This is a genomic window from Proteiniborus sp. MB09-C3 (genome assembly GCF_030263895.1).
Taxonomy (GTDB): Bacteria; Bacillota; Clostridia; order Tissierellales; family Proteiniboraceae; genus Proteiniborus.
Map to the genome: position 1 here is coordinate 2,304,942 of NZ_CP127161.1, position 15,049 is coordinate 2,319,990.

At 32.2% G+C, this 15,049-nt stretch carries 19 protein-coding genes and 1 other RNA gene; all 20 read left to right on the forward strand.

The genetic code is table 11. The features are described from left to right. Positions 1–112 precede the first annotated feature (112 nt). The 20 genes from dnaG (at position 113) to spoVAEA (ending at position 15,014) form a co-directional block, all read left to right on the forward strand. On the forward strand, positions 113–1,945 hold the full coding sequence (gene dnaG, locus QO263_RS11125; protein WP_285621256.1) for a DNA primase: 1,833 nt from the start codon (positions 113–115) through the stop codon (positions 1,943–1,945). Positions 1,946–1,970: 25 nt separating this feature from the next. Then, positions 1,971–3,080, forward strand: coding sequence for an RNA polymerase sigma factor RpoD (rpoD, locus tag QO263_RS11130; RefSeq protein ID WP_285621257.1), 1,110 nt, complete (start codon positions 1,971–1,973; stop codon positions 3,078–3,080). Positions 3,081–3,162: 82 nt separating this feature from the next. Continuing rightward, on the forward strand, positions 3,163–3,888 hold the full coding sequence (locus QO263_RS11135) for an HAD family hydrolase (protein ID WP_285621259.1): 726 nt from the start codon (positions 3,163–3,165) through the stop codon (positions 3,886–3,888). Positions 3,889–3,900: 12 nt separating this feature from the next. Further along, on the forward strand, positions 3,901–4,593 hold the full coding sequence (locus QO263_RS11140; RefSeq protein WP_285621261.1) for a tRNA (adenine(22)-N(1))-methyltransferase: 693 nt from the start codon (positions 3,901–3,903) through the stop codon (positions 4,591–4,593). After that, the gene (locus QO263_RS11145; RefSeq protein WP_285621264.1) at positions 4,587–5,693 is read left to right on the forward strand and encodes a Nif3-like dinuclear metal center hexameric protein; all 1,107 of its coding nucleotides are present in this window, start codon (positions 4,587–4,589) and stop codon (positions 5,691–5,693) included. Before QO263_RS11140 ends, QO263_RS11145 begins: the two co-directional genes overlap by 7 nt. A 39-nt stretch (positions 5,694–5,732) precedes the next feature. Then, positions 5,733–6,446 (forward strand): zinc ribbon domain-containing protein, encoded by a 714-nt coding sequence (locus QO263_RS11150; RefSeq protein WP_285621265.1) that lies wholly within the window; start codon positions 5,733–5,735, stop codon positions 6,444–6,446. A gap of 134 nt (positions 6,447–6,580) precedes the next feature. Beyond that, an RNA gene (gene rnpB / locus QO263_RS11155) (RNase P RNA component class A) lies at positions 6,581–6,970 on the forward strand. Between the two features lie 223 nt (positions 6,971–7,193). Continuing rightward, the gene (locus QO263_RS11160; RefSeq protein ID WP_285621266.1) at positions 7,194–8,252 is read left to right on the forward strand and encodes a C40 family peptidase; all 1,059 of its coding nucleotides are present in this window, start codon (positions 7,194–7,196) and stop codon (positions 8,250–8,252) included. A 206-nt stretch (positions 8,253–8,458) separates the two neighbouring features. Then, a complete protein-coding gene (locus QO263_RS11165) occupies positions 8,459–9,310 on the forward strand; it encodes a bifunctional 5,10-methylenetetrahydrofolate dehydrogenase/5,10-methenyltetrahydrofolate cyclohydrolase (protein ID WP_285621268.1) in 852 nt (283 codons plus the stop codon). Between the two features lie 198 nt (positions 9,311–9,508). Next, positions 9,509–9,844 carry an anti-sigma F factor antagonist gene (gene spoIIAA / locus QO263_RS11170; RefSeq protein ID WP_285621270.1) on the forward strand — a complete coding sequence of 112 codons (336 nt, stop codon included), beginning with the start codon at positions 9,509–9,511 and terminating at the stop codon, positions 9,842–9,844. 17 nt (positions 9,845–9,861) lie between these two features. Then, positions 9,862–10,299 carry an anti-sigma F factor gene (gene spoIIAB, locus QO263_RS11175; RefSeq protein ID WP_285621274.1) on the forward strand — a complete coding sequence of 146 codons (438 nt, stop codon included), beginning with the start codon at positions 9,862–9,864 and terminating at the stop codon, positions 10,297–10,299. 5 nt (positions 10,300–10,304) lie between these two features. After that, the gene (gene sigF, locus QO263_RS11180) at positions 10,305–11,072 is read left to right on the forward strand and encodes an RNA polymerase sporulation sigma factor SigF (RefSeq protein ID WP_285621277.1); all 768 of its coding nucleotides are present in this window, start codon (positions 10,305–10,307) and stop codon (positions 11,070–11,072) included. Positions 11,073–11,209: 137 nt separating this feature from the next. Next, positions 11,210–11,350 (forward strand): hypothetical protein, encoded by a 141-nt coding sequence (locus QO263_RS11185; protein ID WP_285621280.1) that lies wholly within the window; start codon positions 11,210–11,212, stop codon positions 11,348–11,350. After that, the gene (locus QO263_RS11190; RefSeq protein ID WP_285621282.1) at positions 11,350–11,973 is read left to right on the forward strand and encodes a stage V sporulation protein AA; all 624 of its coding nucleotides are present in this window, start codon (positions 11,350–11,352) and stop codon (positions 11,971–11,973) included. The genes QO263_RS11185 and QO263_RS11190 overlap by 1 nt, the downstream gene beginning before the upstream one ends. Positions 11,974–11,993: 20 nt before the next feature. Further along, positions 11,994–12,416: a stage V sporulation protein AB gene (locus QO263_RS11195; protein WP_285621285.1), complete on the forward strand. Its 423-nt coding sequence runs from the start codon at positions 11,994–11,996 to the stop codon at positions 12,414–12,416. A 24-nt stretch (positions 12,417–12,440) separates the two neighbouring features. Next, on the forward strand, positions 12,441–12,587 hold the full coding sequence (locus tag QO263_RS11200; RefSeq protein WP_285621289.1) for a hypothetical protein: 147 nt from the start codon (positions 12,441–12,443) through the stop codon (positions 12,585–12,587). A 6-nt stretch (positions 12,588–12,593) separates the two neighbouring features. Continuing rightward, positions 12,594–13,046: a stage V sporulation protein AC gene (spoVAC, locus tag QO263_RS11205; protein ID WP_502928665.1), complete on the forward strand. Its 453-nt coding sequence runs from the start codon at positions 12,594–12,596 to the stop codon at positions 13,044–13,046. Positions 13,047–13,058: 12 nt separating this feature from the next. After that, entirely contained in the window at positions 13,059–14,075 is a 1,017-nt protein-coding gene (gene spoVAD, locus QO263_RS11210) for a stage V sporulation protein AD (protein ID WP_285621295.1), read from the forward strand. A 12-nt stretch (positions 14,076–14,087) separates the two neighbouring features. Beyond that, positions 14,088–14,444 carry a stage V sporulation protein AE gene (gene spoVAE / locus QO263_RS11215; protein WP_285621297.1) on the forward strand — a complete coding sequence of 119 codons (357 nt, stop codon included), beginning with the start codon at positions 14,088–14,090 and terminating at the stop codon, positions 14,442–14,444. 12 nt (positions 14,445–14,456) lie between these two features. After that, a complete protein-coding gene (gene spoVAEA, locus QO263_RS11220; protein ID WP_285621300.1) occupies positions 14,457–15,014 on the forward strand; it encodes a stage V sporulation protein SpoVABEA in 558 nt (185 codons plus the stop codon). Positions 15,015–15,049 lie beyond the last annotated feature (35 nt).

The window sequence follows — 15,049 nt, forward strand, 5'->3', positions numbered from 1 at the left end:
TAAATCTAGATATTTTTGATTTGTTTAAGAATGAGAATAGAATATAAAATGACTAAATTATTTAGAAGGAAAATGAAATTTTATGACGAATAGTAAAACAAAGGTGGTTTAAATGCCTTATATTTTTAATGAAGATATTATAAGAGAAATTAGAGAAAGTAACGACATAGTAGATGTTATTTCGGAGTATGTTACGCTTAAACGTACTGGTTCAAATTTTGTTGGACTATGCCCATTTCACAATGAAAAGACTCCTTCATTTTCTGTATCTCCTTCTAAACAGATGTATCACTGTTTTGGATGTGGCGAAGGTGGAGATGCTATTTCTTTTATTATGAAATATGCAAACTTAGATTTTGTAGAAGCACTTAAGCTATTAGCAAATAGAGCAAATATAGTGCTAGACGAAAAGGAGGCAAATGTTGATTCTAAGACGGAACGAGAAAAAGAAATAATCTTAAACATAAATAGAGAGACAGCAAGATATTTCTTTGACAATTTGCTAGATGACAATAATGCATTAAAGTATTTGTATAATAGAGGGATAAACAAAAAAACAATAAAGGCATATGGAATTGGATATGCAAAAAATAGCTGGGATGGAGTATTATCATTTCTACTAAAAAAAGGATACTCAGAAGAGCAAATTGAAAAAGCGGGCTTAGTTATAAAGCATAGTGATGGAAACAGATATTATGATAGATTCAGAGGAAGGGTGATGTTCCCCATAATAGATACTAGGGGACGTGTTATCGGTTTTGGGGGGAGAACAATTGCTGATGCTCAACCAAAATACTTAAACTCACCTGATACACCTGTTTTTTCAAAAGGAAATAATCTTTATGGTTTGAATACTGCAAAGAAGTATAGCCGAAATAGAATAATTTTAGTAGAAGGATATATGGATGTCGTTTCACTATATCAAAATGGAATAAATTACTCAGTTGCATCTCTGGGAACTGCTTTAACTGCTAATCAGTCTAAGCTATTAAAGAGGTATAGCAATGATATATATATATGCTATGATTCCGATAATGCAGGATTAAATGCAGCAAGTAGAGCATTGGACATAATGAAAGAGGAAAAAATAAATGCTAAGGTAATATTTCTTCCTGATGGGAAGGACCCAGATGATTTTATTAAAGAAAATGGAAGCAATAGATTTGAGCATTTTTTAAATAATTCCCTTAATTATTTAGACTTTAAGATTTTATTTTATAAAAAAAGATATAATCTAAATACTTTAGAAGGGAAAATAGATTTTACTAAAGAAATATCTAATATGCTTAAACAAATTGAGAGTCCTATAGAATTAGATGCCTATATTAATAAAGTGTCTTTAGAAACAAATATTTCTATAGATGCAATTAGGGAAGAAATACGAGAAAAACAAAGAGGACAGACCAATTCAGCCATTAAGGACAAGTATATTAATACTAATTATAGGAATACTAATAAATATAACATTTTGCCTGTAAAATACAATCTTGAGCCAGGACATTTGATGGCTGAGAAGAATTTACTAAACTTTTTAATCAAAGACAAAAAAATATTTGATCATATAAAAGATAGGTTTAGACCTGATGATTTTCTAGAACAAGTATATAGAAGAGCTGCTGAGATTATTTTTGATATTTACAATAATGAAGAAGAAATCCACCAAGACGAAATCACTATTCATTTTGAAGGAGAAGAACTGGAGAAGCTAAAGGAAGTAATTAATCTTGAGTCCGACTTTGGTGAGGACGAAAAAATTAAGGCTGTAGAAGACTATATAAAAAAGATAAATTACTATGAGTTGAAAATTAGAAAAAATGACATTAAGGAACAAATAGCCGATATTCAGAATAATAAGGCAAGGATTAAAGGAGATGTTGAAAAATTAATAAGAGAATTATGTTTAGAATTAATCGAAATAGACAAAGAACTAAAGCTACATCAGTAGTCTTTGCTGAAGGGAGGGGACTGAAATGAGCAATTTTGGAAAACAAAAAGAACCAAGCATAGGTGTTGTTAAAGGCTTAATGGATAAGGGAAAAAAGCAAGGAATGCTCTCATATAAAGAAATAATGGATACTCTTGAGGAATTAGATCTAGATACTGATCAAATAGACGAGGTATATCAAAATTTTGAAGAAATGGGAATAGACATAGTAGGAGATAAAGAGGAAGATATACTGATTGACAAAGATGTGGAAGACGAAGAAGTAATTGATATTGAAAAAGAAGATCTATCGCCTCCAAAAGGAATAAGTGTTGATGATCCTGTTAGAATGTACCTTAAAGAAATAGGAAAGGTTCCATTGCTAGATGCAGATGAAGAGACTGAACTAGCTAAGAGAATGGAGCAAGGAGATGAGGAAGCAAAAAGAAGGCTTGCAGAAGCAAACCTAAGATTAGTAGTAAGTATTGCGAAAAGATATGTAGGTAGAGGAATGCAATTTCTGGATCTTATTCAAGAGGGTAATCTTGGATTGATAAAGGCAGTAGAAAAGTTTGATTATAGAAAAGGATTTAAGTTCAGTACCTATGCAACTTGGTGGATTAGGCAAGCCATAACTAGAGCAATAGCTGACCAAGCAAGAACTATTAGAATACCAGTGCATATGGTAGAGACTATAAATAAATTAATAAGGGTTTCAAGACAGCTTTTACAGGACTTAGGTAGAGAGCCTACTCCTGAAGAAATAGCTAAAGAAATGAATCTTGATGAAGAAAAAGTTAGAGAAATATTGAAAATAGCTCAAGAACCTGTTTCTCTTGAAACTCCAATTGGAGAGGAAGAGGATAGTCATTTGGGTGACTTTATTGAAGATGATGCAGCACAGGCTCCTGCTGAAGCTGCTACATTTACTTTATTAAAAGAACAACTAATGGAAGTATTAGATACTCTTACACCTAGAGAACAGAAAGTTTTAAGACTTAGATTTGGACTTGATGATGGAAGAGCTAGAACTCTTGAAGAAGTAGGAAAAGAGTTCGATGTTACGAGAGAAAGAATAAGACAAATAGAAGCAAAAGCTCTAAGAAAACTAAGACATCCAAGCAGAAGTAAAAAACTTAAGGATTTTCTAGAATAAACTTTGATTGAACTTAGTTTTAAAGATTCGCATTTGCGCGAATCTTTAATTATGATTTTTAAATTTTAGATGGAGGATTGAAATGATAGACACTTTATTATTTGATCTAGATGGAACACTTCTTCCGTTAGATATAGAGATATTTACATTGAAATATTTCAATGAGTTATGTAATAAATTTGAATCTATTTTTGAGCCAAGAGTATTACAGGAGGCTGTTTGGGCTTCTACCAAGTATATGATTTGTAATACACAGAAAGAGAAAACTAATAAGGATTGTTTTTTCGAAGATTTTCAAACTAGAATAGAACGAAATCTTGAAGAATTATTCCCAATATTTGACGAATTCTATAATAAGGATTTTGTAAATCTTAAAGATTCAGTAAATCCAAATCCTGTAGTTAAGGAGTCTATTGAAATATTAAAGGACAAAGGCTATAATCTGGTAGTTGCAACTAATCCTTTATTTCCTAAAGAAGCAATATTTCATAGAATAGATTGGGCTGGGCTTAATGCTGATGATTTTAAATTAATAACAACCTATGAAAACATGCATTATTGTAAGCCAAATATACAATATTACGAAGAAATATTGGAGTTGATAAACAAGAAGCCAGATAATGTTATGATGGTGGGAAATGACGTACAGGAGGATATAATATCTTCAAAACTTGGACTAAAAACATTTTTAATAGAGGACTGTTTGATAGATAGAAAATCACCAGTATATATACCTGATTATAGAGGAAGCATAAGTGACTTTTATGAATTTGTTAATGAGTTACCAAGACTAAAGAATAAATGTTAAAGGAGTAGAAGTATGAGATTATCTCCAAGACTGCAAGCTATTGCAGACTATGTTCCTAGGGGAGCTTTAGTGGCAGATATAGGAACTGATCATGGATATATTCCTGTTTACCTTGTAGATAAAGAGATATCTAACAAGATTATTGCAACAGATATCAACATTGGACCACTTAAAAATGCTAGTTCATATATTGACGAAAAATATTATGGAGAGACTATAGAGACTAGATTAGGGAATGGACTTAAATGCTTATATCCTAATGAAGTAGATACCATTATTATTGCGGGCATGGGAGGACTTCTAATCGCAGAGATACTTGAAAACTCCAAAGACATTACAGAAACTGTAAAGCGTTTTATACTTCAACCCATGTCAGCATCAGAGGATCTTAGAAAGTATTTATATGACAATAAATATAAGATTATAGATGAGAAGCTTGCTAAAGAAGGAAGCAAAATATACGAAATTATGCTAGTGACCCATGGAGAAGATAAGATAGATAAGGATATATTCTATGAAATCGGTAAAAAGTTAATTGAAAATAAAGATAAGCATCTCAAGGAATTTCTAGACAATAAGATTAGAAAAACAGAGAAGGTGCTAAGTACATTGAAAGATAATCAAGCCGTAGAAGGCAAGATTAGATATGAGTATTTAAAGACTAAATATGATGGGTACAAGGAGGTGTTAAATGATTTATGTTAGCACGAGATATTGTGAATTTAGTAAACAGTATAGCTCCTCCTGAACTAATAGAAGAAAACTGGGACAATTCGGGTTTGCAAATAGGTAGCTTAGATAGTGATATAAAAAGAATTCTAATTTCTTTAGATGTTAGCCCTCTTACGGTAAAATATGCGCTCGATAATAATATAGATATGATAATATCTCATCATCCCTTTTTTTTCACACCAATAAAATCTATTACACAAGATAATATTAAAGGTAAAATGATAACAGATTTAATAAAAAATGATATAATAGTATATAGTATGCATACCAATCTAGATTCAGCAGAAAATGGAACTAGCGAAATACTTTCCAATAAATTCAAGCTATCTAATACGAAAATACTAACTAAGAGCTATATAGAGAAGCTATATAAAGTAGCTGTTTATGTACCTACCTCTCATAGTGATATAGTTAGAAATGCTATGGCAGAAAGTGGAGGGGGATTTATAGGAAATTACAGTCACTGTACTTTTAGTACAAAAGGGACAGGCACTTTTATGCCTAGGGAAGGGGCTAATCCATTTATAGGTGAGTCTAACAAATTGGAATATGTTGAAGAAGAAAAAGTTGAAACTATAGTAAGTGAAAAGGATTTGAATACCGTAATTGAATCAATGCTTAAAGCCCATCCTTATGAAGAAGTAGCTTATGATGTATATAATCTTCATAACAAAGGCAAGGAGTATGGATATGGTAGAGTCGGAGAAATAAAAAAGGAAATGACCTTATATGATATGGCACTATTGACTAAGGAAATATTAGACTGTGATAGTGTAAGATTATATGGAAGTCCTGATAAATTAATAAAAAAAGTAGCAATCTGTGGAGGAAGTGGGATTGATTTTCTAAAGGACGTATATTCTAAAAAAGCTGACGTATATATTACAGGAGACATAAAATATCACGATGCTCAACTTGCCTTAGAGGAAGGTATATCATTAATAGATGCAGGTCATTTTTATACTGAAAAGGTAGTATTACCATATATAAGGAGTTTTTTGGATGATATTCTAAAAAAAGAAGTGCAGGTTTTAAGCTATAGTGAAAAAAGTATTCCTTTTATGACTATTTAATTGCATTTTATCTTTTATTTGCCTTAAGGGGGTCGAAAGATGAGCCAGCTAAAGCTTTTATGGAGCATGCAACAACATGATAGGAGATTGGCACAACTAATACAAAAGCTTAAGGAAATTGAAAATGAAAAGAAAATGGATGATTTAATAGTTAAACTACGTCAGGTAGAATATGACGTAACCAACAAAAAGACTCGAAAAGAAGTAAATGAACTGAAAATACAAAGATCTAACAGCAAGTTAGAGCAAATTTTATTCAAGCTTAACGATATTGAAGGGAAGCTCTACGATGGTAGTATTTCAGACTTAAAGCAATTGACATATATGAATAAAGAAGCACAGGATACTAAAAAGGAGTTTATTAAATTAGAGAAAGAAATATTGATTTTAATGGAAGAGACAGAAAAATTAGGACAAGAGCTAATGGAAGTAGTCGATATATATAATAAGCTTAAAGAAGAAAAAGATAACAATATGAAAGAATGTGAATCTGTATCGTCTCAAATAAAGCTTGAGATTAAAAAGGAAAAAATAATAATTAGTAAAATATCATCTAGATTAAGCGAGGATCTTAGAAAAAAATATACTACACTAAAAGCAAGTAAGGGGAAAGTATTGGCTCAAGTATATGATGGTAAATGCAATGGGTGTCATATGACTATACCTTTATTCATAATGTCTAAGTTAAAAAATAAAGATGAAATAACCTATTGTGATAATTGTGGAAGAATACTATACTATAAGGAATCATAGGATACGGTATTAGCAATACAGCCATTTTTATAAGATATATTAATATACACTTAAATGATTGGAATTAATTCAATTATTTTCATTTGACATTAAACACAGTATTATGCTATATTATATTATGTTAATTGAATAATTAAGTAAGTCAGATGATCGCATGTATTCGCATGAGGAAAGTCCGAGCTCCATAGGGCAGGGTGCTGGGTAATACCCAGTGGGGGCAACCCCAAGGAAAGTGCAACAGAGAGATACCGCCAGAACTCTCTATCGGTATGATTACTGATTTTGTAGTGAAATAACTCATATTGATGTTATCTGGTAAGGGTGGAAAGGTGAGGTAAAAGCTCACCAGAGGCTAGGCGACTAGTCTGCTATGTAAACCCCATCTGGAGCAAGACCAAGTAGGGACTAGAAAAGACGGCTGCCCGTCGTCATCCCAATGGTAGGTCGCTTGAACCTATTGGCAACAATAGGTCTAGATAGATGATCATTTGATACAGAACTCGGCTTATAGACTTACTTGATTTAAATCATGAAAACTCAATGCTTTCAAGGCATTGAGTTTTCTTTTATTATTGGGCCAGTATAGGAGAAGCAAGTTGTAGCTTTTAGGAGCCAATAAGCTGTTCTTATTTTATACTTTTAGTTAGGATATGAAACTTAATGTTGCCAACGAAATATCAATGTAATATAATAGTAATAATCAGATATTTGTCTATACTTATTTGTTTTTTAACTAACGGAGGGGATGTGAAGCTAGTGAAAAGATGCGCTGCAGCTTTTACTGTTGCTGCTTTGATGTTTGTAACAAGTACAGCTTTTGGAGACACGGGGGTATTTATAAAAAATGCAGTATTGGTGAATAAAGATGGTGAATGTGTTACAAGTTTTTCACAGGGGTCAAGGGTATACATTTCTGAGGAAAATGAAAGTCAGTATATAATCAATGAAGATGATGACATATATCATGGGGACAAGCAAGACCTACTTATAGTTACGAAAAAGACCAGAATATTTAGAGTAAAGAACGAAGCAGCAGTTATGTATCTGGAGCCAAATATAAATTCTAATCCATTAAAGGAACTAATGCCAAACCAGATTCTTTATCCAGAAAGTCTAGAGGATCAATTCGGTTTATTTAGAACTGAAGATAATAAAAAGGGATATGTACTTCTTTCGTCAATAGAAGAAGGCTTTATAGAAAAGGAAAACATTTCTCAAGCTACAGCTACAGCAACTTTAACTGTAAAAAATAGTGAAAATAAGTATTTACATATTAAAAAGCTAGATATATTATACATAAAAGATTTTAAAGACAATCAATACATAGTATTAGATGAGGAAGGAAACGAGTTTTTAGTAAATCCTCTTCTAGTTTCTCTTAATAGTGAAAATGTACAAGCTTCAAGATCTACCTTTAATAGAAAAAGTACTACCAATGTTAGTAAAGTAATAGAATACGCATATAATTCTATTGGGAAGCCATATGTCTATGGGGATACAGGAAAAAAAGGTTATGATTGTTCAGGCTTGGTTTACTCTATTTTTTTACAAATAGGAGTAGAGCTACCACGTTCATCTAGTTCACAGGCTAGTTCCGGAGTACTTGTGAAAAAAGAAGATTTAATAGCTGGTGATTTAATATTCTTTAATACTAATGGTAAGGGAGTATCTCATGTAGGTTTGTATATAGGTGATGGAAAGATGATACATGCTTCTACTAGTTCTAAAAAGGTTAAAATAGACGAAATAAATTCCTCTTATTATGGGAAAAGGTATGTTACTGCAAGAAGAATAATTGGAAATTAAGGTATATTCATTAGCTTATTTAGAAAGTTTTATTGGAGTTTGAATTTTTTATAAACCCTAATAAAACTTTTTAAATTTGAAAAGATGTGTTTTGGGTTGAATAAAAGTCTTCTATTGTGTTAAAATTAAAGAGAATGGCTTGTTTTAAAGAAATATACATCGGTAATTACTTTTTCAAATATATAATTGAAAGGAAGGATTTACATATGGCTGAAATCTTAAAAGGAGCACCTGTGGCAAAGACAATAAAGGAAAGAATTAAATCAGACGCTGAGTCACTAAAGCAAAAGGGTATTATTCCAACGTTAGGAATTATTAGAATGGGAAATAGAGCTGATGACATTTCCTATGAAAAAGGCGTAATAAAAAACTGTGAGTCTGTAGGAATACAAGCTCGTGTTTTTAAAGTACCAGCAGATACTCCAATGGACGAATTTGTTGAACTCTTAAAAAAAGTAAATGAAGATGATAATATACATGGAATTTTAATGTTTAGACCATTGCCAGATCATATTGATTATGAGATTATAAAGAATATAATAGATCCTAGAAAAGATGTTGATTGCATGAATCCAATAAATCTTGAAAAGGTTTTCGAAGGGGAACTAGATGGTTTTGTTCCATGTACTCCAAAAGCCGTAGTAGAGATTTTAAAGCACTACAATGTTCCACTAGTAGGAGCAAGCGTAGCTATTATTAATAGAAGTATGGTAGTTGGGAGACCACTTAGCATGATGTTTCTAGGCGAGAGCTCTACTGTTACCATATGCCACTCAAAAACTAAAAACTTACCCGAAGTAACTGCAAATGCAGATATAGTTGTGGCAGCAGTAGGTAAAGCGAAAATGCTTGGAAAAGAATATCTTAGTCAAAATAGTATAGTGATAGATGTTGGAATTAATGATGCAGGTGAAGGAAAAATATGTGGTGATGTAGATTATGATAATGTAGCTGAAAACGTAAAAGCTATTACTCCAGTTCCTGGGGGAGTAGGCAGCGTAACATCGGCTATACTGCTTAGCCATGTAATCATTGCATGTAAAAATATTATAAAATAATATGGTATTTTATAAAAGGACCGAGAGGTCCTTTTATTGTGTCTTTAAATAATCTAAATAAGGCATTGAAAATTTTTAAGAAAAATACAATTTAATACATTAATATACAAAACAATACATTTTTCATTGAAGGAAAATTAGACTTGTTTAGAGAATAACTCACTAAAGATATATGGCTGAGTAGAGGAGGAGATATTTTTGAGGATTTCACTTGATACAAGAGATAAGATGCTTATTGTAAATTTTAATGGTGAACTTGATCATCATTCGGCGGAAGAAATTAGAAAGGAGATAGATAAGATATATTTTGAAAGGAGACTAGATCATATTGTCCTAGATCTAAAAAAATTGAACTTTATGGATAGTTCAGGTATTGGTTTGATAATGGGAAGATATAAAAATGTTTCTGATAACGGTGGTAAGCTTTATATAATAAATGCATCTTCAAGAGTTGAAAAAATACTAAAGATGTCAGGTATTCTAAAGATTGTGCAAATGTACAATACTTTAGATGATATTCCTGTTAATATCTAAAAGGAGTGATGGTCAGTATGATACAAAATAGTATGAGATTAGAATTCCCTAGCAAATCACAGAATGAGTCCTTTGCTAGAGTAGTAGTAGCATCTTTTGCAGCTCAGTTGGACCCAACCATTGAAGAATTATCAGATGTGAAGACTGCTGTTTCAGAAGCTGTTACAAATGCAATAATTCATGGATATGAAGATAAAATTGGTACAGTGATTGTAGAGTGTAAAATTGAAGATAATAAAATTGAGATTATTGTTGAAGATAAGGGAGTAGGAATTGAAGATATAAATAAGGCTACTGAGCCATTTTATACTTCAAGACCAGAGCTTGAAAGATCAGGAATGGGCTTTACTGTTATGGAAACATTCATGGATGAACTAGAACTATTTTCAGAGTTAGGGAAGGGAACCAAGATTAAAATGGTGAAAGTTTTTAGAAGTGTAAAAGTTGAGGAATAGATAATATGGAAACAAGCTCTGTTAAAAAAAATAATTATGGCTTGTTAGGTCACTCTGAAACAATGAATTTAATAAAAAAAGCCCAACAAGGTGATGAAAATGCACAAACTTTATTGGTAAACCATAATCTTGGTCTTGTAAAAAGTGTACTTAGAAGATTTGTAAATCGTGGACATGAACCTGAAGATTTGTATCAATTAGGTTGTATTGGTCTATTAAAAGCAATTCAAAAATTTGATATTAACTATGATGTGAAATTTTCTACATATGCAGTTCCCATGATAATTGGAGAAATAAAAAGATTTTTAAGAGATGATGGAATAATAAAAGTTAGTAGATCTTTAAAGCAGACAGCTATGAAAGCTAATATTGCAAAGGAAAAGCTAGCAAAAGAGCTTGGGAGAGAGCCGAATATTCAGGAAATAGCTGAGGAGATATGTGTAGATAAAGAGGAAATTGTAATGGCTTTGGACTCAAATGTTCAGCCTGATTATTTGTATGATGTGATTCATCAAAACGATGGATCTCCTATACATTTAATAGATAGAGTTATGACGAGTGAAGACGAGGATGTAGGAGTTTTAGATAAAATAACTTTAAAGCAGATTTTAAGTCAGTTGAAGCCTAGAGATAGACAGATTATCATTATGAGATATTTTAAGGATAAAACTCAGACTGAAATAGCCAATATGCTTGGGATTTCTCAAGTTCAAGTATCAAGAATTGAAAAAAGAGTTCTTCACGACATGAGAGATATGTTAACAAAGGTATGATAAATCATGCCTTTATTTTTTTGCATTAAAAAACAGTATTAGTACATAATAAAGTTATAAGTTAATTCGATGCATTATAACATAGCAATTATTATTAGTTAAATACAATAGATTAAGTTAAGTGGAGTTGATTATATATGAAGATTAAAATAGCAAAATTAATAGGATTTTGTTTCATAGTATTGTCAATAATTATTGTAAGCTATTTTTGCTATCAAAATTATAATTCAGCAAATGAAGAGCCTAAAAGGGCAAAGCTAGTAATTAATTTAAATTAATGGGGGGAATTATTATCGATAATGTAAAAGTATTTTTACAAATAGAACCTAAAATTACAGCAGAACCAGGACAGATAATTAAAATTAAAGATATTGCTTCAATATTTTGTACTGATAAAAAGGCAGAAAAATCTATATTAGAGCTGGAAGTACACAATATATCTGGAAGAAAAATAAATGATGTGATTCCAGCATTAAGAATTATTAAAACAATATATAAGTATGATGAAAATATAGATTTAACAGTAATGGGAGAGGCAGAGATATTAATAGATGTCCAAGGAGATACTAATGAGAGTAAGCTATTTAGCATAATTAAGACAGTCATAGTATGCTTTATTCTTTTCCTTGGAGCAGGCCTAGCCATAGTAAATTTTCATGCTGATGTAAACATGGATAAATCATTACAGATAATATATCGTATGGTTACAGGTGAGGAAAACCACAAACCTCTTATATTGTTAATACCATATTCAATAGGAATTGGTGTGGGCATGGCTACATTTTTTAATCATGTATTTCAAAAGAAATGGAAAAAGGAACCTAGTCCACTTGAAGTTGAAATGTTTATGTATGAAAAAAATATTGATGATTATATTTTAGATAAAACTAAACATAATTAACTCATCATGGTGGTGGATTTATGGTAAAACAATTATTTTTATGTATAGTTGCTCTATCTGGTGGCGCATTAGTTGGTACAGCAGCAGCAGCCTTTATAACTCTTCTTGATATTGTTCCAAGATTGGCACAAGTTACTGACACATCAGACAAAATTGGATTATATGAAATTATCTTATTCACTTCAATGACTGTCTTCTCACTATCAACCTTGATGGGTTGGAGTGTGGGAATTAAATCTAAGGTATTTCTTATACTAATTGGGTTTATCTTAGGTGCTTTTATTGGTTTATTGGCTTCTGCTTTAGCAGAGGTACTAAATGTTATGCCTGTATTATTTAGAAGAGTTAGAATTGAGAAATATATTATTGCAGTACTTATAGCAATTGCTTTGGGAAAGATGGTGGGCTCTTTCTTTAGTTGGAGTATTATAGGAAAACACTAATTATGAGAAAGGCGATGATTATTTATGGAAAACAGACATAAAAGCTTCAATATGTCTAATATTGACGATAATACTGAAAGCCAAAAAATTAGATATAAGGAGGCTCATTATCATCCTTATGACCATATATGCAGAATAAAGCTAAAGCAAAAAACAAACAATCTTAGATAAAGGTAGGTGGATTTAATGGATAAAATAAATCAAAAAGACTATTATGAATATGTAAAGAAGAAAATGCCCAAGCCTAATTATCTGAAAAATTGTATCTGGGCTTTTATTGTCGGAGGATTAATCAGTGTTGTGGGACAGTTTATAACAAATTACTTTAAAAATAATGGACTAGATAAAAAAGCTGTAGCTGCTGCAACAGCTATAGTATTAGTTTTTCTAGGAGCATTTTTCACTGGTCTTGGATTATATGATAAGCTTGGCAAAAAAGCAGGGGCTGGATCCATAGTTCCTATCACAGGTTTTGCAAACTCAATAGTATCACCAGCAATGGAGTTTAAAAGGGAGGGCTTTGTACTTGGCGTAGCCTCCAAAATGTTTGTTATTGCAGGACCTGTATTAGTATATGGATATGGAAGCTCAATATTGGTTGGTATTATTTATTTATTACTAAAGAAATAAGGAGGTAATAGCTTGGCTCAAAAGAGATTAGGAAAGCAAACGGTAGTTTTGGAAAATCCACCTTCTATAATTTCTACAGCTAGCATAGTAGGACCGAAGGAAGGAGATGGCCCTTTAAAGGATTATTTTGACCTCATATTAGACGATGATTTATGGGGAGAGGAAAGCTGGGAAAAAAGTGAAGCAAAATTACAGTTAGAAGCAGTAAAATTAGCTCTAAATAATGCTAAAATAGTGCCATCACAAGTAGATTACTTATTTGCTGGTGATTTATTAAATCAAATAACCTCCTCATCTTATGCCGCAAGGGAGTTAAAGATTCCTTTCTTTGGTCTATATGGGGCATGCTCTACTAAAACGGAGTCCTTAAGTCTAGGTGCAATGGCTATAGATGGGGGCTTTGCAGATACAGTTGTAAGTGTCACATCAAGTCATTTTAGTACAGCAGAAAGGCAATATAGATTTCCACTGGAGCATGGCAATCAAAGGCCTCTAACTGCACAATGGACAGTCACAGGGTCAGGTGCTTCCGTACTATCCTCCTATGGTAATGGACCTTATATAACTCACTTGACTACAGGAAGGATTATTGATCCAGGAATAGTTAATGCCAATAATATGGGACCTGCTATGGCTCCTGCTGCTGCAGATACTATAATTCAACATTTTAGAGATACTGGTTTTAAACCAGAAAATTACGATATGATAATAACAGGAGATTTAGCTGCTGTAGGAAAGGATATTGCAGAGGAGTTAATAGCAAAAGAAGGATATGATATATCAAATATATTTATGGATTGCGGGATTGAAATATTTGATGCAGAAAGGCAAGATACTCATGCTGGTGGAAGTGGATGTGGATGTTCGGCAGTCGTCTTTGCGGGATATCTTTATAAGGCATTGAAAACAGGTAAACTTAAAAGAATAATGTTAGTTTCCACTGGAGCTCTTCTTTCACCAACTATAATACAACAAGGTGAATCTATACCTGGAATAGCGCATGCAGTGACCATTAGTAATGAGAAATAGAGGAGGATTTTCATGGATTTTATTAAGGCTTTTATAGTAGGAGGAATTATATGTGTAATTGGGCAAATAATCATGGACACTACAAAGCTTACTCCTGCTCATGTACTCGTATTATTTGTAACATCTGGTGTTGTACTTACTGCAGTAGGAATATATGAGCCTATAGTAGAATTTGGAGGCGCAGGAGCTACAGTTCCGTTGCCAGGGTTCGGTTATTCATTGGCAAAGGGTGTAATTGAGGCAGTTAAAAAGGATGGTATAATAGGCGCTTTTACAGGGGGAATAACTGCAACTGCTGGAGGAGTGGCTGCAGCAATTTTCTTTGGCTATATTATGGCTCTTATTTTTAACCCTAAAACTAAGCAATAGTAAGGAGACAAGATGAAAAGAAAAATAATTCTGGTTACAGATGGTGATGATATTGCTAAAAAGGCAGTAGAAAAAGCTGCTATAAATATAGGGGGGAGATGTATATCAAAATCTGCTGGTAATCCTACTCCAATAAGTGGCGAAGAAATAGCAAAGTTAATAGACAAAGCTTTATATGATCCTGTAGTAGTTATGGCTGATGATATAGGTAATCCAAGACAAGGAAAAGGAGAGGAGGCATTAGCTTACTTACTTACAAATCCAGATATTGAAGTACTAGGAGTTATAGCAGTAGCTTCTAATACTGAAGGTGTTAAAGGTATAGAGGTGGATTTTTCAATTGATCATACTGGAAGGATTGTAGAGAATGCTGTAAACAAGAATGGATATGAAACAGATACAAAAATATTATATGGTGATACAGTAGACATTCTGAATAACTTTTCTATCCCTCTAATTGTTGGTATTGGTGATATAGGAAAAATCTGTGGTGTTGATAGATATACTAAAGGAGCACCATTAATAACTAAAGCATTAAAGGAAATAGTAAATAGAAGTAAGGCAAATTAACTAGCATAACAGATTGAATTAATAAAAGCTAGAGA